This is a genomic window from Altererythrobacter ishigakiensis (assembly GCF_001663155.1).
In the GTDB taxonomy this organism is placed as follows: Bacteria; Pseudomonadota; Alphaproteobacteria; order Sphingomonadales; family Sphingomonadaceae; genus Erythrobacter; species Erythrobacter ishigakiensis.
On record NZ_CP015963.1, the window covers coordinates 1,729,573 to 1,754,809 of the forward strand.

24 protein-coding genes are annotated in these 25,237 nt (G+C 56.2%); 9 read left to right on the forward strand and 15 right to left on the reverse strand.

What is annotated here, in order from left to right; translation table 11 throughout:
• Position 1 precedes the first annotated feature (1 nt).
• The 6 genes from proS to radA form a co-directional block, all read right to left on the reverse strand.
• Positions 2-1,546, reverse strand: a complete 1,545-nt coding sequence (gene proS / locus A6F69_RS08190) for a proline--tRNA ligase (protein ID WP_067599697.1) — start codon at positions 1,544-1,546, stop codon at positions 2-4.
• Positions 1,547-1,597: 51 nt separating this feature from the next.
• A complete protein-coding gene (gene phaR / locus A6F69_RS08195; RefSeq protein WP_067599699.1) occupies positions 1,598-2,155 on the reverse strand; it encodes a polyhydroxyalkanoate synthesis repressor PhaR in 558 nt (185 codons plus the stop codon).
• 71 nt (positions 2,156-2,226) lie between these two features.
• On the reverse strand, positions 2,227-3,267 hold the full coding sequence (gene alr / locus A6F69_RS08200) for an alanine racemase (RefSeq protein ID WP_067599701.1): 1,041 nt from the start codon (positions 3,265-3,267) through the stop codon (positions 2,227-2,229).
• Complete coding sequence (locus A6F69_RS08205; protein WP_067599703.1) at positions 3,260-4,897, reverse strand: MFS transporter; 1,638 nt, start codon at positions 4,895-4,897, stop codon at positions 3,260-3,262. The genes alr and A6F69_RS08205 overlap by 8 nt, the downstream gene beginning before the upstream one ends.
• A gap of 480 nt (positions 4,898-5,377) precedes the next feature.
• Positions 5,378-5,896: a CvpA family protein gene (locus A6F69_RS08215; RefSeq protein ID WP_067599705.1), complete on the reverse strand. Its 519-nt coding sequence runs from the start codon at positions 5,894-5,896 to the stop codon at positions 5,378-5,380.
• Positions 5,897-5,907: 11 nt separating this feature from the next.
• Positions 5,908-7,275, reverse strand: coding sequence for a DNA repair protein RadA (gene radA / locus A6F69_RS08220; protein ID WP_067599707.1), 1,368 nt, complete (start codon positions 7,273-7,275; stop codon positions 5,908-5,910).
• 71 nt (positions 7,276-7,346) lie between these two features.
• Between radA and A6F69_RS08225 the strand changes: the two genes are divergently transcribed.
• Positions 7,347-9,668, forward strand: coding sequence for a patatin-like protein (locus tag A6F69_RS08225; RefSeq protein ID WP_067599708.1), 2,322 nt, complete (start codon positions 7,347-7,349; stop codon positions 9,666-9,668).
• Between the two features lie 8 nt (positions 9,669-9,676).
• Here the strand turns inward: A6F69_RS08225 and A6F69_RS08230 are convergent, their stop codons facing one another.
• The 3 genes from A6F69_RS08230 to dnaK form a co-directional block, all read right to left on the reverse strand.
• Positions 9,677-10,564 carry an MBL fold metallo-hydrolase gene (locus A6F69_RS08230; RefSeq protein ID WP_067599709.1) on the reverse strand — a complete coding sequence of 296 codons (888 nt, stop codon included), beginning with the start codon at positions 10,562-10,564 and terminating at the stop codon, positions 9,677-9,679.
• Between the two features lie 67 nt (positions 10,565-10,631).
• Positions 10,632-11,765, reverse strand: a complete 1,134-nt coding sequence (gene dnaJ / locus A6F69_RS08235) for a molecular chaperone DnaJ (protein ID WP_067599710.1) — start codon at positions 11,763-11,765, stop codon at positions 10,632-10,634.
• Positions 11,766-11,842: 77 nt separating this feature from the next.
• On the reverse strand, positions 11,843-13,786 hold the full coding sequence (dnaK, locus tag A6F69_RS08240; protein WP_067599713.1) for a molecular chaperone DnaK: 1,944 nt from the start codon (positions 13,784-13,786) through the stop codon (positions 11,843-11,845).
• A gap of 180 nt (positions 13,787-13,966) precedes the next feature.
• On the opposite strand from dnaK, the gene A6F69_RS08245 reads away from it, so the two are divergent.
• The 4 genes from A6F69_RS08245 to A6F69_RS08260 all read left to right on the forward strand — a co-directional run bounded on the left by A6F69_RS08245 (position 13,967) and on the right by A6F69_RS08260 (position 16,728).
• Positions 13,967-14,449, forward strand: a complete 483-nt coding sequence (locus A6F69_RS08245) for a copper chaperone PCu(A)C (RefSeq protein ID WP_067599716.1) — start codon at positions 13,967-13,969, stop codon at positions 14,447-14,449.
• A gap of 23 nt (positions 14,450-14,472) precedes the next feature.
• Positions 14,473-14,976 (forward strand): vgr related protein, encoded by a 504-nt coding sequence (locus A6F69_RS08250; RefSeq protein ID WP_245638216.1) that lies wholly within the window; start codon positions 14,473-14,475, stop codon positions 14,974-14,976.
• Positions 14,973-15,467, forward strand: coding sequence for a GNAT family N-acetyltransferase (locus tag A6F69_RS08255; RefSeq protein ID WP_067599722.1), 495 nt, complete (start codon positions 14,973-14,975; stop codon positions 15,465-15,467). The genes A6F69_RS08250 and A6F69_RS08255 overlap by 4 nt, the downstream gene beginning before the upstream one ends.
• Before the next feature lie 94 nt (positions 15,468-15,561).
• On the forward strand, positions 15,562-16,728 hold the full coding sequence (locus A6F69_RS08260) for a PrnB family protein (RefSeq protein WP_067599733.1): 1,167 nt from the start codon (positions 15,562-15,564) through the stop codon (positions 16,726-16,728).
• Between the two features lie 55 nt (positions 16,729-16,783).
• On the opposite strand, the gene A6F69_RS08265 is transcribed toward A6F69_RS08260, so the two are convergent.
• The 3 genes from A6F69_RS08265 to hrcA form a co-directional block, all read right to left on the reverse strand.
• On the reverse strand, positions 16,784-17,452 hold the full coding sequence (locus tag A6F69_RS08265) for an OmpW/AlkL family protein (RefSeq protein WP_067599736.1): 669 nt from the start codon (positions 17,450-17,452) through the stop codon (positions 16,784-16,786).
• Between the two features lie 122 nt (positions 17,453-17,574).
• The gene (grpE, locus tag A6F69_RS08270) at positions 17,575-18,159 is read right to left on the reverse strand and encodes a nucleotide exchange factor GrpE (protein WP_067599739.1); all 585 of its coding nucleotides are present in this window, start codon (positions 18,157-18,159) and stop codon (positions 17,575-17,577) included.
• Between the two features lie 18 nt (positions 18,160-18,177).
• On the reverse strand, positions 18,178-19,221 hold the full coding sequence (gene hrcA / locus A6F69_RS08275; RefSeq protein ID WP_067599742.1) for a heat-inducible transcriptional repressor HrcA: 1,044 nt from the start codon (positions 19,219-19,221) through the stop codon (positions 18,178-18,180).
• Positions 19,222-19,321: 100 nt separating this feature from the next.
• On the opposite strand from hrcA, the gene rph reads away from it, so the two are divergent.
• From rph to A6F69_RS08295, 4 genes are read left to right on the forward strand one after another with little or no spacing between them, the layout of a single operon-like run.
• Positions 19,322-20,035 carry a ribonuclease PH gene (rph, locus tag A6F69_RS08280; RefSeq protein ID WP_067602833.1) on the forward strand — a complete coding sequence of 238 codons (714 nt, stop codon included), beginning with the start codon at positions 19,322-19,324 and terminating at the stop codon, positions 20,033-20,035.
• Complete coding sequence (gene rdgB, locus A6F69_RS08285; RefSeq protein WP_067599745.1) at positions 20,032-20,661, forward strand: RdgB/HAM1 family non-canonical purine NTP pyrophosphatase; 630 nt, start codon at positions 20,032-20,034, stop codon at positions 20,659-20,661. Before rph ends, rdgB begins: the two co-directional genes overlap by 4 nt.
• 9 nt (positions 20,662-20,670) lie before the next feature.
• Positions 20,671-21,822 (forward strand): radical SAM family heme chaperone HemW, encoded by a 1,152-nt coding sequence (gene hemW, locus A6F69_RS08290; protein WP_067599748.1) that lies wholly within the window; start codon positions 20,671-20,673, stop codon positions 21,820-21,822.
• Positions 21,819-22,718: a tyrosine recombinase XerC gene (locus A6F69_RS08295; protein WP_067599760.1), complete on the forward strand. Its 900-nt coding sequence runs from the start codon at positions 21,819-21,821 to the stop codon at positions 22,716-22,718. Before hemW ends, A6F69_RS08295 begins: the two co-directional genes overlap by 4 nt.
• Positions 22,719-23,036: 318 nt before the next feature.
• Here A6F69_RS08295 and gshB read toward each other — a convergent pair whose 3' ends face one another.
• From gshB to rsmI, 3 genes are read right to left on the reverse strand one after another with little or no spacing between them, the layout of a single operon-like run.
• Positions 23,037-23,990, reverse strand: a complete 954-nt coding sequence (gene gshB / locus A6F69_RS08300; protein WP_067599763.1) for a glutathione synthase — start codon at positions 23,988-23,990, stop codon at positions 23,037-23,039.
• Positions 23,987-24,367, reverse strand: a complete 381-nt coding sequence (locus tag A6F69_RS08305; protein ID WP_067599766.1) for a YraN family protein — start codon at positions 24,365-24,367, stop codon at positions 23,987-23,989. Before A6F69_RS08305 ends, gshB begins: the two co-directional genes overlap by 4 nt.
• Positions 24,364-25,221 carry a 16S rRNA (cytidine(1402)-2'-O)-methyltransferase gene (gene rsmI / locus A6F69_RS08310; RefSeq protein WP_067599769.1) on the reverse strand — a complete coding sequence of 286 codons (858 nt, stop codon included), beginning with the start codon at positions 25,219-25,221 and terminating at the stop codon, positions 24,364-24,366. Before rsmI ends, A6F69_RS08305 begins: the two co-directional genes overlap by 4 nt.
• Positions 25,222-25,237: the final 16 nt, after the last annotated feature.

The following is a 25,237-nucleotide window of genomic DNA, read 5'->3' on the forward strand; positions in this document are numbered from 1 at the left end:
ATCAATAAGCCTTGGCGATCAGTATCCGCTCGACCGCAGGGTCACCGGTGAAGATACAGATGCCATCTGCTGGCTCTGCCTCGCGCGGAACATTGCGGATCGTCAGCTTGTGCGCCTTCAATGTCTCTACCACCTTCTCCAGCGCATCGCCGGTGGGCTTCGACCATTGGACTTCAAGCCAGCCGGGGTACTTGGTTGAGCCATCGTAGAACGCCGCGACCTCGTCGAGCGAAGTCACACCTCGAGTGATGTTCGCATCGCGGCACGCGGCCGCTTCATCGAAAAGTGATTGCTGGATGTTTTCAAGGAGCGTTGCCAATCCGGCCACGGCCTCATCGCGCGGAGTGAAAGCGAAATTGGCCTTGCCATTTTCCATGTTCCACAAATTGTCGCGGCGGATCATCGCGACCTTGCTGTCGTTCATGTCTCGCGGGCCCACTTCCATGATGACAGGCGCGCCCTTGCGCACCCAGTCCCAACGCTTGGCGGCGGCTTGCCCTGGCTTTTTGTCGAGCAGCACACGAACCGGCTCGCCCAAGGAATGTAGCGCAGCAATCTCCGCGCGCAGGCTCTCACAATAGGCGAGAACGGCTTCGTCTTCATCCTTGCCGCGCAGCATGGGCAAGATCACAACCTGATGCGGCGCAATGCGTGGAGGAACCCGCAAACCGTCGTCATCGCCGTGCGTCATGATTACGCCGCCAATCATGCGCGTCGACACACCCCAACTGGTAGTGTGGCAGTATTGTTCGGTGCCTTCACGGTCCTGATACTTGATCCCTGCTGCATGCGCGAAATTGGTACCAAGGTAATGTGACGTGCCGGCCTGCAGGGCCTTGCCATCCTGCATCATGGCTTCAATCGACCAGGTCTCTACAGCACCGGGGAAGCGCTCGTTTTCCGGCTTCTCACCAGCGATGACAGGCAACGCCATGTCTTCCTCGGCGCAAGCACGATACATTTCCAGCGCGCGGTGCGTTTCCTCTAGCGCCTGCTCGCGGCTCTCGTGCGCGGTATGGCCTTCCTGCCAAAGAAACTCGCTGGTGCGCAGAAACATCCGCGTACGCATTTCCCAGCGCACGACGTTGGCCCATTGGTTGGTCAGCAGCGGCAGATCCCGCCAACTTTGCACCCAGCGCGCCATTGCATCGCCGATGATCGTTTCAGAGGTTGGACGAACGACCAATGGCTCTTCAAGTTTGGCCTCCGGGTCCGGCACAAGCCCGCCCTTCCCATCGGCGATCAGGCGGTGATGTGTAACCACCGCCATTTCCTTGGCAAAGCCTTCGACATGCTCGGCTTCGCGCTCAAAGTTCTTGAGTGGAATGAAGATCGGGAAATAGCAGTTCTGTACGCCTGCTGCCTTGATCCGGTCATCCATTAAGCGCTGGATGCGCTCCCAAATGCCGTATCCCCATGGCTTGATCACCATGCACCCGCGCACGCCCGATTCCTCGGCCATGTCGGCTGCTGAAATGACTTCCTGATACCAGGCAGCGAAATCGTCTTCACGCTTGGTGTTGAGGGCGTGGCGGATATTGGACACGTGTTTGGTATTCCTGCTGCGGCGACGGCTCTTTCCGACGCGCGATTGTTCTCACTTGCTCAGTTCGTCGAGCTTCTTTTGCATTTCGGCCATCTGTTTGCGCAGCGCATCAATTTCAGAGCCTGCGTTCTCTTTCGCCTTGCCACCACTCTTGCTTGATCCTGGCATTAGCACATCAGTAGCGGCGCGCATCATGGCCATGTTGGTTTCGTGAATCTTTGCGAAAGGCGTATTGCTGATCCCCTTCTCAAACGCCTCGCGGATCTTACCCTGGTTCTCGCGGAAATTGGTCATCGCCGCTTCGAGGTAGCTTGGCATCATCGATTGCATCGAATTGCCATACATGCTGATCAGTTGGCGCAGGAAATTCACTGGCAGCATCTGCTCGCCACCGCTCGCTTCCTCATCCATGATAATCTGAGTCAGAATGGAATGGGTGATGTCTTCGCCGGTCTTAGCATCCAGTACTTGAAAATCGACATCCTCGCGCACCATCCCGGCAAGGTCGTCGAGCGTAATGTAGCTAGAGGTACTGGTATTGTAGAGACGCCTGTTGGCGTACTTTTTAACGATGACTGTATCGCCATCTGCTGATTTTTTCTTAGCCATTATGCTGCGGCCCCCATTCTAATTATGCTGCGCCTTAGCACTTGCAGCATGTGCAGCGCAACATGGCGCGGTCACGGTTTAAACCGCTGTCCCAAATTGGTGAGCAATTCGTATTGCGGGATGCCGCTTTGCTGTGCTGCTTCAGGCAGCGAGTAGGGTAGCGAGACCCAGTCGCCCTCTTGTAACGAAGGAGCTTGTTCCAGACTGATGACGATCATGTCCATAGAGATCTTTCCAAGAACCGGCAGCATTCGATCCTCATGCATCAGGGCCCCCTTTTCGCGCCAAGCTTGTAGGTAACCGTCTGCATAACCAAGCGATACAACACCAACAGTCAAATCTGTGCTTGCTGTGAACGTTGCGTTGTAGCCAATGCTTTCGCCCGCTTTGATCTCGCGCGTTTGAATGATCGCGGCTTCAGGATAGGCAACTTGGCGAATCTGGCCGCGCAGCTCCTTGCGTTGGCATCCGCCAAACAACGAGAGGCCTGGGCGGGTAAGGTCGAAGTGGTAGTCGCTGCCCAGCGCGATACCCGCGCTGTTTGCCAGGCTTGTCATTTGGTGGGTAACCGATGGTATCACATCTCGAAATTTGGCGAGCTGCTGCACATTCATTTCGTGATCTTCGTCAGCGCAGGCAAGATGCGACATGAGTATACGCACATCGAGCTTCCCCACGATTGGATCACCGACTTCTTTCGGAGACAGCCCAAGACGGTTGATACCCGTGTCAATCATCAGGTCGCAAACCCCTCCTCCGGTATCAATCCAGCGCTTTGCTTGGCCTATCGAGTTGATCGTTGGGATTGCGCCGATGTTACGCGCGTACGCTGCATCTGCATCTGTTGCGGGGCCGTGCAGAACAGAGACGCTCTCTGGTGGCACATGACGTGACACAGCTTCGACTTCGCTCCAATGCGCTACAAAGAATTGTCGGCAGCCGGTGTCGCGAAGTATTGGCACGCATGTGTCGACTCCCAAACCATAGGCTTCGGCTTTGACTGCTGCTCCTGTAATGGTTTTACCCGACAATGCATCAAGAGCACGCCAGTTTTGTGCTAATGCATCAGAGTCGATTGTCAGCCGCAGGCTTGGCGGAGGTCTGTCAGCCATGCTCGTCTTCGAAATCACGCGGCGGGCCGTCAGGTATTCCCCACCAAAGCACCAATACGCCAAACGCAACGACCACCCATGTGTACCAAAGGCCGGAGTATATATTGCCTGTGCTTGCCACGATTACACCAGCGATCAGGGGTAGGAAGCCGCCTAGGTAGCCTGCTCCGATGTGATAGGGAATCGACATCGAACTGTAACGAATGTTGGGCGGAAACATTTCTGACAAGAGCGCTGCAACCGAACCGTATGTTAGCGCCGAAAGCATGCCGAGTCCCAGCAAGATGGCTACGATACCGAGGATATTGGCCGCGCTGGGTTGTTGTTTGCTGAAGTCGAAACCGAATTCTGACAGAGCGCCGCGAATACCCGCTGTACGTGCGCTGCCATCGTCAAACCACTCTTGCTCTAGCGTTACATTCTCGCCGCCGGCAAGCAAGCGCAGGTCAGTTGCGGGCTCGACGGTATATGCAACACCGGCAGCCGTCAGTGTTTCAAGCACCTTTCCGCACTCTGTCTGATCGCGGTTGAACATCTCTGCAAACGGATCGGTGGTGCATCCACTGCCCTGAACCACAATCGGCGTCTCCTGCGCCGCGCGCGAGAGGCCCGGATTGGCAAGGCTTCCCATGCTCCAGAAAGCGGGAAACAACAGAACAAGCGTTAGAACTGCGCCGATCATGATCGGTTTCTTGCGCCCGACAGAATCCGACCATTTCCCGATCAGGACGTAAAAAGTCATTGCGATCAGGCCAGAGAAAAACAGAATCAATTCCACTGTCAGATCATCAACGTGCATCGGCCCGCGCAAGAAGCTCATGCCTGAGAAAAATGCGGTGTACCAAATCGTAGTAAGAATGCCGGTAACACCGAACAATGCGACAAAGATGCGTTTCTTGTTTCCAGGGTAGGTAAAACTTTCCTTGAACGGATTTCCGGAAATCTTGCCCTCTGCTTTCATCGCCTGGAAGACAGGGCTCTCTGACAGCATAAGGCGCATCCACAGCGAGATGACCAGCAGAATAATCGACAGCAGGAATGGCACACGCCAGCCCCATGCCTGGAAATCATCTTCGGGGATCAAAAAGCGGCACGCCAAGACGACGGCGATGGACAGAACAAATCCGCCTGCGACGCTGGCTTGAATAAAGCTGGTGTAAAAACCGCGCTTCTCTGGAGGGGCATGCTCGGCAACGTAAATCGCAGCACCGCCATATTCTCCGCCAAGGGCAAGCCCTTGTATAACACGCAGGAGAATGACGATAATCGGCGCGGCAATTCCGATAGTTTCGATTGTTGGGATCAGGCCTACGCCGGCAGTCGCAATGCCCATCAGCGTAACGGTGACAAGAAAGGTATATTTACGCCCCAGCTTGTCGCCCAGAAATCCGAACAGCACTGCGCCAATCGGGCGGAATGCAAAACCTACAGCGAACGTGGACCAAACCAGCAAAAGACCCAGTGTTTCATTATCGGTATCGTAGAATGCATCCTTGAGGATGTAGGCGAGAGTGCCGTAGATAAAGAAATCATACCATTCGAAAACCGTTCCGGCGGAACTGGCCCCGATTACTAGCTTGATTTCCTTTTCGGACGGTTCGCGTATCGTCGCACTCGCGCTTTCTGACATGGCTGCTGCACTCTCCCCAGTTCATGTGCGGGGCAAAGCTCTAGCGCGTGTCTCGCTCCTTTGAAAGCGCCTGAATTGACGCCTTCCACGGCAGGACAATGGCGCCATGGCGACCAGTGTGTTCCCGAGCCGGGGAAAGTGCTTGGATAGCCGGCCAATCAGGCAAGTCGGCTTTTTCTTGCAACCACCTTTCGATAGCGTTCAATGAAACTGTCGCGGCCTCTAAATTCAAACCTGCTGCAGAGCGCGCGAAAATTGCGGCGGCTGCTTGGCCAACTGCACAAGCCGAAACGGATAAGCCCAGTCTTCCAATTGCGTCTCCGCTGTCGAGATCTATACCCAGGCGAAGCATGCCCCCACATGTTCGCGATCGTACTTCGGTCAACAGGTCCCAGTTGCCCGAAAGGGAATATTGCGCCAATTCCGTTGCCAACGAAAGCAAGTCTGGAGTGTAAAGCTTTGCCGCCTGGTTTGGGGGCATTATTCGCGCTCTGCATCCTGGCGCAGCTTTTCGCGGCGTTCCGCAATAATGTTGACCAGATCGCTCGAAGCTGAATCAATCACCGGGTATGTACGTGCAGTCGTGATCCAGACAGGACGGCCTTTGTATCCCCACATGCTGTCAAAACCGAGCGCGATGACCGAGAACGCAAATACCATGATAAGAGCGCCTTTGATTACGCCAAAGCCAAATCCTAAAACCCGATCAATTGGGCCCAGAATCGAATTGCGCGATGCCTCGCCCACATTGTTTGCGATCACTTTCATGGCCGCATAGGGGATCAGCAAAAGCAGTGCGAATGCCAGGATCGAAGTCGCCGGTTCGACGTCAAGGTACTCGTAAAGGGCCTCTGTCAAAGGTGTGTGCAAATAATAGATAGCAGCCGCAGCCAATGCCCAAGCCGCGAGCGAAAGCACTTCCTGCACTAGACCACGCAAAAAACCGCCAACCGCCGCAACTCCGACGATAATCAGCACGATGATATCAAACCCGTTCATGGGCTCACGAACTATGCTTTTGACATCACGCGGTCAACGAGGTTCGCGACTTGTCCCACGCCTTGATAGGAAAGCTTTGGTGAACCGGTTTTTGCATCGGATGGACCGAATGCAGCCGAAAATCCAAGCTTCTGAGCCTCTTTGACCCTCAACGCCGCGTGGGCAACCGGGCGTACCTCACCTGATAAGGAAATCTCGCCAAACCATACTGACTTATCTGGCAGCGGTTGATCTGCCAGTGCGCTTACCAATGCGGCCGCTACGGCCAAGTCTGCGGCGGGATCCGAAAGTCGGTATCCACCCGCGATGTTGAGATAGACCTCTGCTGAGCTGAAATTGAGCCCACATCTTGATTCCAGTACTGCGAGCAGCATCGCTAGCCGGCTATTGTCCCAGCCCACCACGGCCCGACGGGGCGTTGCTCCAGATTGTAGCCGTACGATGAGTGCCTGAATTTCGACAAGCACCGGGCGCGTACCCTCAAGCGCGGGAAAAACCGCGCTGCCGGCCAGAGGTTGATCGCGGCCCGAAAGGAATAGCATTGACGGGTTGGCGACTTCCTCCAGCCCTTGTTGCTCCATTGAGAAAACACCGATCTCGTCGACTGCACCAAAGCGGTTCTTGAGCGCGCGAAGTATACGATACTGGTGACTACGCTCACCTTCGAAGCTCATCACCACGTCGACCATATGTTCCAGAACACGGGGGCCGGCAATGTTCCCATCTTTGGTGACGTGACCCACGAGCATCAACGCTACGCCGTTTTCTTTCGCGTATCGGATCAGTTCGAATGCGCAGCCTCGAACCTGACTGACTGTCCCCGGCGCACCTTCGATCGTGTCGGAATACATCGTCTGGATCGAGTCAATAACGAGTAGCGTTGGTGCGTCCATCTTACCCAGTGTGGTCAGGATGTTGCGCACCGAGGTCTCAGATGCGAGCTGGATCGGAGCATCCGAAAGCCCGAGCCTGGCAGCGCGCATTCGGACCTGCCCCGCAGCTTCTTCACCGCTGACATAAACGACGCTGCCTCCATTCTTTGCGATGGTTGCAGAAGTTTGAAGCAAAAGAGTCGATTTACCGATTCCGGGATCACCGCCCATAAGCACAGCTGATCCGGGAACCAACCCTCCCCCAAGTGCTCGATCAAATTCAGCTAACCCGGTCGTACGGCGTTGAGGCAATTTAGTCGGTGCATTCAGTTCTTCAAAGGCGAAAGCCCGACCTCCGCTGGAAAGGTCATGCTTTTGTGAGAAGACTGTTGCGTGAGCATCCTCAACCATTGTGTTCCATTCCGCGCAATCAGGACATTGTCCTTGCCAACGGTGCGCTACGCTGCCGCATGCCTGACACACAAATCGCTTTTTCGCTTTCGCCATGACTTAGCTGTTAGCGAGAACATAAGCGGAACGCAATTGCTATCGCGCGCCAATCCCGTAAGAATATCAATATGCACCAGAAGGAACTTCGCATCGCATTGGTCTGCTATGGCGGCGTGAGCCTGGCGGTTTACATGCATGGGGTAACAAAAGAGCTATGGCATCTCGCGCGAGCTAGCCGTGCGTATAATTCAGCAGAGGTTCCAGACGGTAAGGTTGCGAAGGTTTATCGTGACCTCTTGGCTGAGATCGAAACAAGTCAGAATCTGCGGTTACGCGTTCTCCCCGATATTCTAACCGGCGCCAGCGCAGGTGGGATCAACGCCGTGTTTCTATCGCAAGCTATCTATGCTGGTCATTCGCTTGAACCGCTTACGGATCTATGGCTCGAGAACGCAGACGTAGAGAAGCTGCTTGATCCTGATGCGCGCCCAATGTGGAAGTTCGCAAAGTTTTGGGCGCAACCGATCGCATGGTGGCTGTTTAAGCGACCAGGCAACGTTGTGTCTGAAAGCGTCGCACCGGAGACACGTGACGAAGTGCGGCGCAAAGTTTCGCGCTTTGTGCGCGGTCGATGGTTTCAGCCACCCTTCTCAGGCGACAACTTCTCCCAGCTACTGTTCGATGCGCTCAAGGCTATGTCCGACGAGGAGCCTGGACCTCCGCTCCTTCCGCCGGGCCATCCGCTTGATCTTCTAGTGACCGCGACCGATTTTCATGGGCATGTCGAGTTGTTGCGGTTGAACAGTCCGAAAGTCGTCGAAGAGAGCGAGCATCGCCTTCCTATCGGTTTTCGAGCAACAACGCCTATCACCAGTGGGCCATCGCTGGCTGACCCCCTAGAGTTGACTATGGCCGCTCGTGCGACCGCGAGTTTTCCCGGCGCATTCCCTGCCTTCACTTTAGATGAGATTGATCGTCTGGCTCAGAAACGAGATCACCCTTGGGTTTCCCGCAGCTCTTTTCTGGAGCGAATTATGCCGACGCATATACGGCATGGCACGATGGAACACGTCGCGCTGATCGACGGCTCAGTTTTAGTAAATGCTCCCTTCGAAAGTGCGATCGAAGCCCTGCACGCTCGGCCATCGCATCGCGAAGTTGATCGCCGATTTGTCTATATTGATCCGAGACCAGACCGAATCGCGAGCATGAAGGATGCGGATAAGCAGCCTGTCGGATTCTTTGCAGCGATATTCGGGTCGATATCCAGCCTTCCTCGCGAACAACCCATCCGGGATAACCTCGAGCAGCTTGAGCAGCAGTCGCGTGATGCCGAGCGTTTGCAGCGAATTATCGGTGGGATGCGACCAGAGGTAGACCGCGTGGTCGAAAAACTGTTCGGGATGACCTTCTTTCTTGATAGCCCCACCCCGGGGCGGCTAGCCTCTTGGCGCAACAAGGCACAGCAGGCCGCAGCAATGCAAGCTGGCTTTGCATACCATTCCTATGCCCGGACAAAATTTAGCGGGATTGTCGAACGAGTCGCACAGTTGGCCTATGAGGCCGCACCTCAGCTGGGGCTGCCTGACTCTCGACCGATAGAAGATGCCTTGAGGCGGGAGCTCAAGGCCAGGGGACTTGAAACTCTCTCTGATCCAAAAGGCGGTGCCAACGAAGACGCGATAAACTTCTTTCGCTCTTTTGATCTTGGCTTCCGCATTCGCCGACTTCGTTTGCTCATCCGGCGTTTGTCGCGTGATTGGGAACGAGATCCCGACATTCCCGACGATGCTCTCGATCTGGCACGCGAGCGAATGTATGACATTTTGGGGTTCTATTTGGACCAGGATGCTTTCGAGATGTTCGGGCAAAGGTTTAACGACCTTGCAGCTGATGTAATTGCCAACCCGGGTACTCTGCTCGATTATTTGGAGAGCGCGCAACACCTTCCATCAGTTGATGTTCGTGCAGAGTTACTTCTCTGCGAGTCTCTGCAAGAGATGCCGAAGTCACTGCGCCGGCGAATGCTGCTGACGTACTTGGGTTATCCATTCTACGATATCGCGACCTTGCCCCTGCTCCGGCATGAGAACCTCAATGAATATGATCCGATCAAGGTTGACCGTATTTCACCAGATGATGCGCCGTCCATCAGAGATGGAGGAGCACGTTCAACTTTGCGCGGAATCGAGTTTTACAATTTCGGCGCCTTTTTCAGCCGAGCCTATCGCGAGAATGACTATATTTGGGGGCGGTTGCATGGTGCCGAACGGATGATCGATCTCGTTTGTTCAACGCTTGAGGGAACGATCGATGCCAGCAAATGCCGAGCCTTCAAGCGGGCAGCTTTCGAGGCGGTTATTGAAGAAGAACTAGAGGCAAAGCGTTGCCGACAAAGCCTGCTTCACAATTTACAAAACGAAATTTCCGAGAAGTTCGGCGAGAATTGAATATCGGTCTAGTTCAGACTCTTCCAAACCGCCTCGATGAAGCGATCCTCGCTGATGAAACCTTCACCGCGTTCAAAGCTGTCAAGTGGTCGTAAAGCCTGAGCTTCTTCAAGCGTAGATCCAGAATCGCGAAGCGCGCGAATCCGGGTTACAGCCTCACCGACTGTGTTTCTGAACGCCACCAACTCTGACTTGTCGGACATGGGACCATGGCCTGGAATAACCTTCGTTTCCGCGTCCATCATGTTGATTGCTGCGTCGAGTGAGAAAAGCATGTCTTCAATATCGCCGCCTGATTCAACATCGACAAACGGCCATCCGGGAATCTTGAAATACAGATCGCCCATATGAACGATATTCTTCTCTCGCCAGCGGACGATGCTGTCACCGTCGGTATGACCACCCCCAACAAACACGACATCAATCGTGTCCCCGTTGAGATGGAGTGTGACGCCGCGGTCATAAGTTACGACCGGTAGTGCAGCTCTGGGTGAAGGCGGTATGACCCGCTCGCCGCGTGTCTGTTCATTGGACATGCGGACACGGACATTGTCATGCGCGAAGATAGTCGCACCGGTACTTCCGAAATGCTCATTCCCGCCGGTATGATCGCCATGCCAATGCGTGTTGACGACATATTTGACCGGAGATGCTCCCAGATAGGCGACTGCTGTTTCAATCTTTTCCGACAATGGTGCGAATTGGTCATCGATGAGGACCGTTCCATCCTCGCCATGACTGACTGCCATATTTCCACCGGCACCAAAGAGCACGGCAACTCCTGGAGCAAGCTCCTCAGAGGTGATCTCAACTTCACTGAAGTCACGCTGGGCCACCAAAGGCGAGACCACAATGAGCGATGCTGTTATCAGTGCTGCAGCGATGGTGCGTTTCATGACTAATCCCCTCTGTTTGCCAGAGGCTTAGGCTTGAAACTGTTGAGAGTCGAGGAACCTGAAAGGGTTAGCCGCCGAAGGCCTCTTTCATCCGATCAAAAAAGCCTTTGCTTTCGGGACATTCGTCACCTGTTTCGGTTTCGCGGAACTGTTGCAGCAATTCCTTCTGCTTCTTCGAGAGTTTGGTCGGGGTTTCGACCGAAATTTCCACCACCAGATCGCCGCGTCCACGCCCTTGTAACACCGGCATCCCGGCGCCGCGCACGCGCAATTGCTTGCCCGACTGGATCCCTGCGGGAATTTCGACCTTGTTGTCGTCTCCGCCAAGATCGGGGATTTCGACTGACCCACCCAACGCGGCGGTCGTAAAGCTGATCGGAACGCGCGTAAGCAGCGTCGTCCCTTCGCGTTGGAATACTGCGTGGGGTTTCACATGCACAAATATATACAGGTCGCCTGCCGGCGCACCACGGGGTCCGGCTTCGCCCTTCCCGGACAAACGAATGCGTGTGCCCGTATCAACGCCAGCAGGAATTTCCACTTCCAGCGCGCGAGGTTTGTCAACGACGCCTTCGCCTCGGCAGTCCCCGCAAGGATCTTCGATAACGGCGCCGCGCCCGTGACACGTTGGGCATGGCCGCTCAACCACGAAGAATCCCTGCTTCGCGCGCACTTTTCCGTGACCATCGCACATGCGGCATTCGCGTTCGCTGGTTCCCGGGGATGCGCCGGAACCATCGCAAGTTTCGCAACTTTGGGAGACTTCGATTTCCAACTCGACGGTTTTTCCGTGGAAGGCATCGTCCAAGCTGACTTCAAGGTCATACCGAAGGTCTGCCCCACGACGAGGTTGAGCTCGCTGTCTTCCTCCGCCGCCGAACGCGCTGCCAAATATAGTCTCGAAGATATCGCCTATGTCGCCGAAATCGCCTTGGGCTCCGCGGCTTCCACCCCCACCCGACATGCCCTGAGTATAGGCCGCATGGCCATATCGGTCATATGCCGCACGTTTCTGCGGGTCCTTTAAGCAATCGTACGCTTCGTTGATGGCTTTGAACTTCGCCTCGCATTCAGCATCGCCCGGATTTCGATCTGGGTGATATTGCATTGCGAGCTTGCGATATGAGCTCTTCAACGTGCTGCCATCAGCATTCCGGCTAACGCCAAGCAGCTCGTAATAATCGATATCAGTGGCTGACATTCTACTTTTCCCTGCCCAAACCTGTGCCGCCACCAGCGCAATAAGCGCCAGTGGCGGTCAGATTTTCCATCAGGACATCAGCCCTTGTCTTCGTCTTTTTCTTCGCTTGAGCTTTCATCGACTTCTGAGAACTCAGCGTCGACAACCTCTTCGTCTGCAGAACTGTCAGAAGCCGCTTCAGCGCTCGCATCCGGACCCGCAGCCTGCTCTTTTTCGTAGATCTGCTGACCCATCTTCATTGCAGCTTCAGTCAATGCTTGAGCCTTGGCATTGATCGCATCCACATCATCGCCTTCAAGCGCGGTCTTGGCTTCCGCCAGCGCCGCTTCGACTGCGGACTTGGTATCGGCATCAATGCTGCCACCATGTTCTTCAAGCTGCTTCTCAGTCGCATGCACCAGACTGTCTGCCTGATTGCGTGCTTCTGCAGATTCACGACGCTTCTTGTCTTCTTCCGCGAACTTCTCTGCGTCCTGCACCATCTGGTCGATATCGGAGTCAGAAAGGCCGCCTGAAGCCTGAATCTTGATCTGCTGTTCTTTGCCAGTGCCCTTGTCTTTTGCCGACACGTTAACAATCCCGTTTGCATCGATATCAAACGTGACTTCGATTTGCGGAACGCCGCGTGGTGCAGGCGGGATACCAAGCAGATCAAATTGACCGAGAAGCTTGTTATCAGCGGCCATCTCACGCTCGCCCTGGAACACCCGGATCGTCACGGCATTCTGGTTGTCCTCGGCAGTTGAGTAGACTTGTGTCTTCTTGGTCGGGATCGTCGTATTGCGATCAATCATACGGGTGAAGACACCGCCGAGTGTTTCGATACCCAGTGATAGCGGAGTAACGTCAAGCAGCAGAACGTCTTTCACGTCACCCTGCAGGACGCCAGCCTGAATGGCGGCACCCATTGCAACCACTTCGTCGGGGTTCACACCGGTGTGAGGCTTCTTGCCAAAGAACTCTTCTACGACTTCGCGTACTTTGGGCATACGGGTCATGCCGCCGACCAGAATCACCTCATCGACGCCGCCCTTGTCCATACCGGCGTCAGCGAGCGCTTTCTTACAGGGTTCCAGTGTGCGCTTAACCAGATCGCCAACCATCTTCTCAAGGCCTGAACGAGTGATCGTTTCAACCAGGTGAAGCGGTGTGGAAGAACCATCTTCCATGCGTGCGGTGATGAACGGCAGGTTCACTTCGGTTTGCTGCGAGCTCGAAAGTTCGATTTTCGCTTTCTCAGCTGCTTCTTTCAGACGCTGCAGCGCAAGCTTGTCCTTGCGCAGGTCCATGTTCTCTTTTGTTTTGAACTGGTCTGCCAGCCATTCGACAATCGCGCTGTCAAAATCTTCACCGCCAAGGAAAGTATCGCCATTGGTCGATTTCACTTCAAAAACGCCATCACCAATCTCAAGGATCGAGATGTCGAAAGTGCCGCCACCAAGGTCATAAACCGCGATGGTCTTACCGTCGTCTTTATCAAGACCGTAGGCCAAAGCAGCAGCAGTTGGTTCATTGATGATACGCAGGACTTCGAGACCAGCGATCTTGCCAGCATCCTTTGTCGCCTGACGCTGTGCATCGTTGAAGTAAGCCGGGACGGTGATCACCGCCTGCTCAACTTTCTCGCCGAGATACTCTTCTGCGGTTTCCTTCATCTTTTGAAGAATGAAAGCTGAAATCTGCGAAGGCGAGTAATCTTCACCGCCTGCTTTCACCCATGCATCGCCGTTGCTGCCTTTGACGATATTATATGGGACGAGTTCCATGTCCTTCTTGGTCATTGGATCGTCGAAGCGGCGCCCAATCAGGCGCTTTACCGCATAAACGGTGTTGTCAGGGTTGGTAACAGCCTGACGCTTTGCCGGCTGTCCAATCAGTCGCTCACCATCCTTGGTGAAGGCGACAATTGAAGGTGTTGTGCGTGCACCCTCAGAGTTTTCGATGACCTTGGGTTTGCCCCCATCCATTACCGACACACAAGAGTTGGTGGTGCCGAGGTCGATACCGATTACTTTACCCATCTTTATACGTTCCCATCAGTTCAATTCATGGACACCGCGCATTGTGCTTTCCAATATAGGCAAAACAGCTCGGCGGCTCAGTCCGTCAGGTGTGTTACTCGGGTGATATAGGTGCGGTTTTGCTTGGCACAAGGGAGCAGGCGCACTAGTTTTTGCATGTTTTGACGGGAGAATTCTCACATGAAATTTCAGAATTTGGCCTCCGCGGCGTTGCTGGCATCCAGTCTTGCTCTTGTGGCCTGCAGTCCCGAGCCTGAGGCAGTCGCAGAAGCAGAGCCCGAAGGTATTCCTGGAATGAGCGTAGAAAACGCGCGGCTTGTGCTGGCCCCAGTCAGTGGTAATCCCGCGGCGGTTTATTTCGACCTGAAGTACGATGGCGATAAAGGTCTGTCGATCCGCCGCGCGGATGTATCAGGGGCTAGCGAAGCTCAGTTGCACGCTTATGGCGAATGGGAAGGCAAGATGCAGATGGCAGAAGCCATGCCGATCGCTATTACCAAAGGTACTGAGATAGCGTTCAAGCCAGGCGATTATCACGTGATGGCATTCGGCCTTCCGGACACGCTTGCTGCGGGCGACACTGTTGAGGTCACACTGACTGTATCGGGCGGTGATAAATACAGTTTCGATGCAGAGGTTCGCGCAGCAGGGGATGAGCGCTGAACCATTCGGGCGCAGTTATAAATTTGAGCACAGAAAACGCCAGCTGCCCTGTGGGCGGCGAACGTGATCTCACTCCCGGCGAAGTGAAACTGGCACAGTCGGTTTTTGGCACTGCAATTGACTATGATGCGGTAACTATACGCCGCCGCAAATGGTTTCCATTTCAGCCACGTCATGTCACGATGGCACCGAGCGGCCATTTGCATTTTCATCCCGAGGGCAATGCCTACTGTGCCGACTTTTCGAGTGAGTGCCTGACCCGCCAGGGTTTCTTTATTCACGAGATGTCGCATGTGTGGCAGACACAAACGCGCGGAAAGTGGCATCTGATCTTCAATCGGATGCCATGGGCACGTTACGATTACACGCTCAAGCCCGGATGGCAGCTGACTCGATACGGCATTGAGCAGCAGGCAGAGATCATTAAGCACGCCTTCTGGTTGCGGAATGGAGCCAAGGTAGCTGGTGTTAGCGACGCATCCGCGTATGATCTGTTGGTGAACTTTCCGGGAGCAGGGACAAAATGACATCTGACAGTTGGACAATCCGGCCCTTTGCGCCTGCAGACGCTCCTGCATTTGCCGCTTTGAACCGGCGCTGGATCGAAGAGATGTTCGGGATGGAAGAGAAGGATGTTCGTCAGCTCGAACATCCCAAGGATGCCATCCTCGATCCGGGCGGGTTTATCGTTGTGGCCGATGCGAATGGCTGGATCATGGGGACAGGTGCTATCCTGCCGGCTGCCAATCCGCCTGATGACGGCCGCAATTGGATGGAAGTGATCAAGATGGCGACTGATGTCGCAACACAGGGCCGTGGTATTGGTTCAGCGGTTCTCGCCAAGTTGCTGGAATTCGCGCGGGAGCAAGGTGCCGATGCGGTGTGGCTTGAGACCAACGAGAAACTGGAGGTGGCCACCGCGCTTTATGAAAAGTTCGGTTTCAGCAAGCTTGAGGGAGAGGATGTTTGGCCCTCACCGTATGACCGCTGCAACCTGCAGATGGTTCTGGAGCTCTAGTTTTCCACCGTGCATGCTTGAGTGATCAAGTTTCAATTGATACCATTTACTTGTCCAGTCGGCCCAACCCGCGACTGGCCAATGAGTCACTCAAATGGAGATCAAAGACTACGGTTTAAGCCGCGAGCGCGGCTACCTTTCGCACTATGAAATCGACGAGATCACTTTGCCTTCGCGCTTCGAGGGTGTCACACAGGCAGCTGGTAATCTTTCAGCACTGATATCAAGCGGGCGCGTGCGCCATTGGCTGGATCAGCTTGATGATCCAAAACTCGAAGAATGGGCGCTTGAAGCCGCCGAAGAGGAGGTCCGCACCGCGATGGTGCATTACTCCTTCCTCGTGCAGAGCTACGTTTGGGGCGAAGCAACGCCGCCCGTTTCTCTTCCGGCCAATCTGGCCCGGCCGATGGTAGCGATATCCGACCGTCTGGGCCAAGCTCCACTGCTTCCCTATTCCGGCTATGTTCTCGATAACTGGGCGCGGCTCGACAAGTCCGGCCCGATCACGCTCGACAACATCTACATGTACCAGAACTTCGTTGGCGGCGATGACGAGAACTGGTTCGTGATGATCCATGTCGCAATCGAAGCCGAAGCCGGGGTTCTGCTCGACAATGCGGCGAAACTTGTAACGGTTGCGAAGAACGGCGATGCCGCAGAAGCAGAGCGTTTGCTCATCGAAATGGATGAGGCTTGGGAGCGCATCTACACACATTTTGCGCGTATGACCGAGCGCTGCGATCCCTACTGCTATTTCCACCGCGTGCGGCCCTACATCCACGGCTGGGCGAACAATCCAGCGCTTAAAGGCGGCGGACTGATCTACGAAGGCGTCGAGAAGCTTGGTGGGAAACCCCAGGCGCTACGCGGCCAAACCGGTAGTCAATCCAGCATTGTCCCGGCAATGGACGCGCTTTTCAACGTCGGTCACTCGGACGATCCGCTGAAGAGCTTTCTTGACGAACTCCACCATTACCGCCCGGTGCAGCACCGCCGCTTTATCGAAGATCTGGCGGCGCAATCGACCTTGAGAGCGTTCGTGTCAGCGTCAGGTTCGCAATCTTTGAAGGATGCATTCAACGCATGCGTCGAGCAAGCTGCTCGTTTCCGCACGCGGCATCTGGAATATGCCGCAAGCTACATCAACAAACAGGCGGGCAGCATCGCTGGCAATGATCCCGATGTCGGCACCGGCGGCACACCCTTCATGAAATATCTGAAGAAACACCGCGACGAAAACCGCGAGCAAGTTGTCGCCTGACGCAAAAGAGGCCGCCCCAACGTTGGAGCGGCCCCTTTTTTGTCCGGAGTTAAGCTCAAAGAATGAAAGTCAATCCGGCGCTGATTGTCCACGGGTCGAGATTGTGCTTGGTGCGGATGATCTCGTCATCGCCCACGCGGAAAGTCGCATCGGTACCGATGAAATAGCGCTTCACGTCGACGGAGACGCCAAATCCGGCTTCTTCGATCGGGATGTCGAACCCGGCTTGCAGCGCAAAACCGAACTCGTTCGAAAGATCGGCATCGGTCACGCCAAGTCCGACCAGGTCACTGCCCTCGTCTTCACCGAAGAACATGAAATAGGCCACGCCAGCGCCGACATAAGGTTTCACACCGCCCAAGTCGAAATGCGCCTTGGCTGTCACCGTACCCGGGATAAGGCGCAGGTCGTCGACCAGTTCGACACCGTCAAGCGCCCCAGTGCCGTCGACGTCGTGTCGCGCCATGCCAGCGATCGTTTCAATCGAGAAATTGTCTGCGACAAAGTACTCGATCGCAAAGGTTGGAATGAACTCGTCGGTTGCGCGTGTGTTTGCACCTGCAGGCAGACCGAAATCGTCAAGTTCGACTTCATCGATTTCACCGTCCGGCAGAACCGCCGTACCCAAAACCTTGATCTGGATATCACCTGCATCTTGGGCCATTGCCGGCGCCGAAACACTGGCCGCAAGTGCAGCTAAGAACGTCAAAGAAACTTTCTTCATTGTAGAAAATACTCCTGGAGAAAATGCCGCGAGCGGCACTCAAACTCCCTTTCCGGAGCATTCAACGTGATATGCTATATCATGTTCCCGAAAATCGGATCTCGTTCTCGAGGTATTGAAGGTTAATCCAGCTTCTTCGCCACGCCTACCATGGCCGGACGAAGCAAGCGATCCTTGATCATATAGCCGCTCTGCATTTCCTGAACGATAGTGCCTTCCTCGGCCTCATCGGTCGGGACTTCCATCATTGCCTGATGCTGGTTCGGGTCGAGCGGCAGGCCGACCGACGCGATACGTTTCACGCCATGCTGGCCAAAAACCTTCTCCAACTCGCGCTGAGTGGCTTCGATACCCGCGACAAGACCTTTCATCTTCTCGTCTTCGCGCAAGCTCTCAGGAATCGCCGCAATGGCACGTTCAAGGTTATCTGACACGCTCAGGATGTCGCGAGCAAAACCGGTCGCGGCATAGGCACGCGCGTCCTGCACATCCTTCTCGGCACGGCGACGAACATTCTGCGCTTCGGCCTTTGCATAAAGAATGTCCTGTTTGGCGGTTTCCAGATCGGCTTTGAGTGCATCCAATGCCTTCTCGAAGCCGTCTTCAAATGCTTCGTCTTCACCGTTGTCCAGAAACTCTTCCGGCACGCCTTCGAGCTCTTTCTTCACCGCATCATCGTCTGCTTGCGATTTGTCGTTGTCGATCATGTTCTCAAAATTCCAAAGCTATCCGATAAGCTTGCCCAGCGATCGGGCGGTCAGGTCAATCATGGGAATGACGCGGGCGTAATTCAACCGCGTGGGGCCGATTACACCGAGCACGCCGACCACCCTTCCCTCACGGTCACGATAGGGCGACGCGATAACCGAAGAGCCAGACAATGCAAACAGTCTGTTCTCGCTGCCAATAAAAATCCGCGTGGCTTCGGCTTCGCGCGCGCTTTCGAGCAACTCAGCCACGGACTGCTTGCTCTCAAGGTCTTCAATCAGGCTGCGCACACGATCAATATCCTGCATTGCCGCATCGTCGAGCAGGTTTGCTTGCCCACGCACGATCAGTACGGGCCGCTGCGATGCATCTTCGCTAAGCACAGCTAGTCCGCGTTCGACCAAGCTCTCACTGGCTTTGTCCAGTTGACTCTTGCCTGCCGCGATTTCCGCAAGGATCGAAGCGCCGGCTTCGCTCAGTGTCCGGCCTGCAAGCTTTGCATTGATGTAGTTGCTTGCTTGCTCGAGCAGCCCGGGCCCGATTGTCCAGCCCAGTTCTATTACGCGATTTTCGACATTGCCGTCTTCGCTCACGAGGACGGCAAGCGCGCGGCCTTGACCCAGATCGACAAGGCTGAATTGCGCTAGTTTCTGGTCGCGCGTGGGCACCATCACCATGCCGGCCGCGCCGGACAGGTCGGACAGGATGGCACTTGTTTGTTCCAGTGCCTGCTCGATCGGGCCGTTTCCGTTCAGCCGCCCTTCGATTGCGGCACGTTCCTCTGCGGTGGGTTCGGAGACGCGCATCATGCCGTCAACGAACAGACGCAGGCCCGTTTCCGTGGGCATGCGGCCTGCGCTAGTGTGCGGCGCAGATAAAAGCCCGGTCGACTCCAGGTCAGCCAGAACTACACGGATTGAGGCAGGCGAGAGATTGAGTCCTGTATCGCCTGCAAGAGTTTTTGAACCGACCGGCTGCCCGCTTTCCAGATACCCCTCCACGACGAGGCGGAAGATATCCCGCGCGCGGTCAGTCAATTCTGAGATGGGCGGTGAGGACATGTCTGACTATCTAGCGCTTTGCTCCACAGCCTCAAGTCTTGCGGGCAATACCGCGCACAGCCTATCGCACAGGCAACGAATCGAAACACAAGGATTTTTCATGCGACCTTCCGGCCGCGCGCCTGATGAAATGCGCGCTATCTCTATCGAAACCGGCTTTACCAAGCACGCTGAAGGCAGTGTGCTGATCAGCTGTGGCGACACCCGTGTGCTGTGCACCGCCAGCATCGAAGAACGCATTCCGCCTTGGCTGCGCGGCAAAGGCGAAGGCTGGGTAACAGGCGAATATTCAATGCTCCCCCGCGCGACGCACACCCGCGGAAGCCGAGAAGCCGCACGTGGAAAACAATCGGGCCGTACGCAAGAGATCCAGCGACTGATCGGCCGGTCTCTGCGTGCTGTTGTCGACCTGAAGAAGCTCGGAGAGCGCCAGATCACGCTCGACTGCGACGTTCTTCAGGCGGACGGCGGAACTCGCACAGCGTCGATCTCAGGAGCTTGGGTGGCATTGCGGCTCGCTGTGAACAGCCTCATTGCCTCTGGCGATCTGAAAGAAGATCCGATCACCGGCCAAGTCGCAGCGATCAGCTGCGGCATTTACAACGGCACGCCTGTCCTTGACCTCGATTATGACGAAGATTCCAGCGCCGATGCGGACGCGAACTTCGTGCTGATCACTGGCGGACAAATCGCAGAGGTTCAGGCGACGGCTGAAGGCGCAACCTATGATGAGGAAGGCCTGCTTCGCTTGCTGCGCTTGGCCAAGATTGGCTGTGACGGCATCTTCAAGGCTCAGTTGGAAGCATCAAAATGACGCGCAAGCTGGGCGGAGGATCGCTGGTCATTGCCACACACAATGAAGGCAAACTGCGCGAGATTTCCGCCCTGCTCGAACCCTACGGCCTGAAATGTATTTCGGCGGGCTCGCTGGGCCTGCCTGAGCCGCCAGAAGACGGAAAGACATTCGTAGAGAACGCTCTGATCAAAGCGCGCGCCGCAGCTGAAGCGTCAGGTCTTGCGGCACTTGCCGATGATAGCGGGTTGGCGGTCGACGCACTTGGCGGTCGCCCTGGCGTTTACACTGCAGACTGGGCCGAACGGCAATGGTTCGAAGGCGATCCCGGCCGTGATTGGTACATGGCTATGGGCAAGGTCGAAGGGATGCTGCAACAACTTGGCTCCGACACAGACCGCAGCGCGGCATTCCATTGTGTGCTGGCGATTGCTTGGCCCGGCGGCGAACACGCGGTTTACGAAGGTAAGTGTGCGGGCTCGCTGACGTGGCCACCACGCGGCGAGATGGGCTTCGGCTATGATCCGGTATTTGTCCCTCAAGGGCGTGATCAGACATTTGCTGAAATCGATCCTGAGGAAAAGCACGCCATGAGCCACCGCGCAGATGCCTTTGCCAAGCTGGTCGCGGACCAGTTTGGCAGCTAGTATGGGCGCATGGCGCGCGCTCTCTACATCCACTGGCCCTTCTGCGCGAAGAAATGCCCCTATTGCGACTTCAATAGCCATGTGCGCGAGCGCGTGGACGCGGCGGCGTGGCGTGATGCCTTGTTGGCGGATATACGGCATGAGGCAGAGATGGCAGGCGGAGCGCCGCTGCATTCGATCTTCTTTGGCGGCGGAACGCCGTCACTGATGCCGCCAAGCCTGGTCGAGGCATTGCTTCAGGAGGCAGAGGCGTTGTGGGGTTTTGACGCCAATATCGAGATCACGCTGGAGGCCAATCCAAGCTCGGTCGAGGCTGCGAACTTCAACGAATTGGCGCAGGCGGGTGTGAATCGAGTTTCGCTGGGTGTTCAGTCACTTGAAGGCGATACCTTGCAGTTCTTGGGACGTCTGCATGGCGCAGATGAGGCACTACAAGCTGTCGAGACTGCGCAGCAGAATTTTGACCGCGTCAGTGTCGACTTGATTTATGCGCGCCCGGGGCAATCGGCTGAGCAATGGACGGCGGAGCTAAAACGCGCGCTGGCGTTGGGCACGGATCACATGTCGCTCTATCAGCTGACCATCGAGCCAAACACGCGCTTTGCCACCGATGTCCGGCGCGGTGCGTTCACCCCGTTGGACGACGATCCCGCAGGCGATTTGTATGCTTTGACGCAAGAGATCATGAACGCGGCGGGCCTTCCGGCTTACGAGATCAGCAACCACGCCAAACCGGAACAGGAAAGCCGCCACAACCTGACCTATTGGCGGTATCAGGACTATTGCGGAATTGGGCCCGGCGCGCACGGGCGGCGGGGTGGAGTGGCTACGGAGCGGCACAAGAAGCCGGAGAATTATTTGAGCGCGGTCGGCGAGGATGGCCACGGCATCAAGCATCAACGCGCACTTTCGGTGGGCGAACAGGCATCCGAAGCGCTGCTGATGGGCTTGCGCCTTGCCGAAGGGGTGGATTTGAGCCAATTGGAAGCGCGGTTTGGAATTCCACGCGCCGATCTGATCGATGCGGATCGCCTTGCGCTGCACAGTGATCTTCGCCTGCTCACTCGCGATGGAGACCGAATTACCGTTAAGCCTGCCGGAATGCCGCTGCTCGACGCATTGCTGGGCGAGATCGTTGCAGACGGGCTGGTCACCGCATGAGCGCGGCCGATCTCCTTGAAGCGTGGCGTAACGAGCTGACCAATTCGCGCCGACGCAGTCCGCACACCGTGCGTGCGTACCTCGGCTGTGCCGAGCGGCTGTTAGAGGCGCGCGGGCTAGAGGATTGGGAAGGTGTCGCTTCGCTCGAGGCGCAAGACCTACGCCGTCATCTTGCCGGGCGACGCGCGGAAGGGATCGGCAATGCCAGCGCCGCGCGCGAACTCTCGGCGCTCAAGAGCTTTATCGCCTATGCGCGTCAGCAATCGGGGGACCCTGAGCCTAGCGCGCCACGGCTGCGTGGGCCACGTGTCAAGAAGGGTTTGCCCCGCCCCGTCACTCCCGATGAAGCGAGCAATCTCGCCGATCTGGTCGCGGGCAATGCCAAGGCCGAGTGGCTCGGTGCGCGCGACCGCGCAGTTCTGCTTCTGCTCTATGGTTCAGGCTTGCGGATTGCCGAAGCGCTCTCACTCACCGGCAATGATGTGCCGCTGGGCGACGTGCTGCAAGTCACTGGCAAAGGCGGCAAGCAACGCATGGTGCCGGTGCTGCCGATTACCCGCGCGGCGGTGGCGGAGTATTGCGCGAAATGCCCCTGGCCGCTGTCGGGAAATGAGCCGCTTTTTCGCGGAGAGAAAGGCGGGCCCCTCTCACCCGGCATGGTGCAAAAGGCTACGGCGCAAGCCCGCCTAGCCTTGGGCTTACCTGAAACCGCTACCCCGCATGCGCTGCGTCACAGTTTCGCTACGCATTTGCTGGGCGCGGGAGCCGATCTCAGGAGCCTGCAGGAATTGCTCGGCCACGCCTCGCTGGGCTCAACGCAGATCTACACCAAGGTCGATGCAGCCACGATGCTGGAAAACTACCGCGACGCACATCCACGGGCGAAGAAGAGGTAGCTCAATCGACTTTCTTTTAATGGCTCGGATCTTTCTAATTGAGATGTGAACCACAATTGTCGCAACTGTCAGGTATCGATCGAAAAATGTTTGTCTTTAGGAGATCGGTTGCGGGCGCGTCTGGATCGAAGAAAACTGATCTTGCACAATGTTGGCATTTCGAAAGTCTCAACACCAAAATCGTTACAATCGCTCCAAGGATTCCAAACAATATATACTAATAAGCTTCGGTTAGAATGAAGGGCGAGAGCAAGACGATAGGTATCAAGCCGAGATACAGGACATGAAGCAGTTTCGCGCGCGCTTTCACATTGTCAATCATGCGCCCACCCGAGCCTCAATCACATCCCAGATCATGCCGGCGGTATCGGTGCCGTTGAACTTGTCGATGGCAACAATCCCGGTCGGCGATGTCACATTGATCTCGGTCAGGTATTTCCCGCCGATCACATCGATGCCGACGAATGTCAGCCCTAGCCGCTTCAGCTCCGGTCCCATGGCGTCGCAGATTTCCTGCTCGCGCTCAGTCAATTCGGTCGCCTCTGCGCTGCCGCCCATGGCAAGGTTACTGCGGAACTCGCCCTCGCCCGGCTTGCGGTTGATCGCGCCCGCGACCACGCCGTCGACCAGCACGATGCGCTTGTCGCCCTCGGCCACCTCGGGAAGGAACGGCTGAACCATATGCGGTTCAGGCCAGGTCTGGTTGAACACTTCGAACAGCGCGGAAAGATTCTCGCCATTTTCCGGAATGCGGAAGATCGCCTTGCCGCCATTCCCGTGGATCGGCTTCACCACAACCGCGCCATGCTCGGCCATAAAGCGCCGCACTTCGTCAACGCTGCGCGTTACCAGTGTGGGCGGCATGAAGCGGCGATAGTTCAGCACCATCACCTTTTCCGGCGCGTTGCGCACGCTGACCGGATCATTGACCACCAGCGTCTCGTCCTTGATCCGCTCAAGCATATGGGTGGCAGTGATATAGCCCATGTGGAACGGCGGATCCTGCCGCATCAGAACAACGTCGATATCCTTGCCCAGATCAAGCCGCTCAGCCGCGCCCTTGGTCACATGGTCGCCTTCCACGCGCTGGACGGTGATCGGATGGCATTCAGCAAACAAGCGGTCGTCGGCATCCAATGTGAGGCTCTCGACATGATATTCATAGCAGGTGTGTCCGCGCGCCTGCGCCGCCTCGATCAACGCAAAGGACGAATCCCCGGCGATATTGACGCTTTCAATCGGGTCCATCTGAACGGCGACGCGTAGGCTCATTCTGTATTCCTAAATCTCACCCTGCTCAGGGCATCCCATGCATTGGTGATGTGGCGAGGGATGCTCGCGGGTGCAAGCAGGATTACATCAATTCGCATATCATCGCCGTCGCGAACATATTGATGTGCAACCGCTTCCGCAGCGGCCGCAACCCTGCGCAAACGGTATTCGTCGATCGCATGATCCAGGTCTTCACGGCGTTTGCGCCATTTCACTTCTGTGAACGCGACCACGCCGTTGCGCCGCGCGATCAGGTCAATCTCGCCCAGCGGGGTTTTCACGCGTTCGGCGATGATCTGCCAGCCCTGCAGGCGCAGGAACATAGCGGCGCGGAATTCGCCTTGCCGCCCTGCCCGTTCGGTCTTCTGCCGCTTCATCCGGCCTTGAGTTCCATTGCGCGGGCATAGAGTGCCTTGCGATCAAGGCCGGTCGCCTTCGCGACGCTAGCGGCGGCTTGAGAAGTCTTCATAGTTCTTAGCGCCTCCCGCAGCAGTGCGTCCGGATCGGCATCGGAGGCACTCGTGACAGGTGGGCCTGCCATCAGCACAATCTCACCCTTGGGCGGGTTGGCGGTGTAATGAACGGCCAGTTCAGCCGCTGTCCCACTGCGGCATTCTTCGTACAGCTTGGTTAGCTCACGGGCGACCGCCACCTCGCGGTTTGGCCAGATGTCAGCGATTGCTTTCAATGACTTAACCAGGCGAGGCCCGCTCTCATAGAAAATCAGCGTGGTATCAATGTCAGCAAGCTCCGCCAATGCGTCTGCGCGCGCTTTCTCTTTGGTCGGCAGGAAACCAGCAAACAGAAAGCGATCATTGGGCAATCCAGATATGGTCAGCCCCGCAATCGCTGCGCAGGCACCCGGCAGAGTCGTGACTGGCACACCCGCCTCGCGCGCAGCCGTGACCAAGCGATAGCCCGGATCGGATATCAGAGGCGTTCCTGCATCGCTGACCAGCGCAATCGCTTCGCTGCGGGCCCGCTCGACCAGGCTCTCGCAGATCTGTTCGCTCGCGTGATCATCGTACCGAATGAGTGGCTTGCGAATATTCAGGTGCTTCAACAGCTTGCCCGTTACCCGCGTATCTTCGCAGGCGACAGCGTCGCATTTGCGCATTATATCGACCGCACGGAGCGTTATATCGCCTAAATTGCCAATTGGCGTAGCGACGATATAGAGGCCTGCAGAGAGAGGTTCAGACAGGGTTGGTTCAGGGGCGCTGGTGTTCACAAGTGTCTCTTTGGAA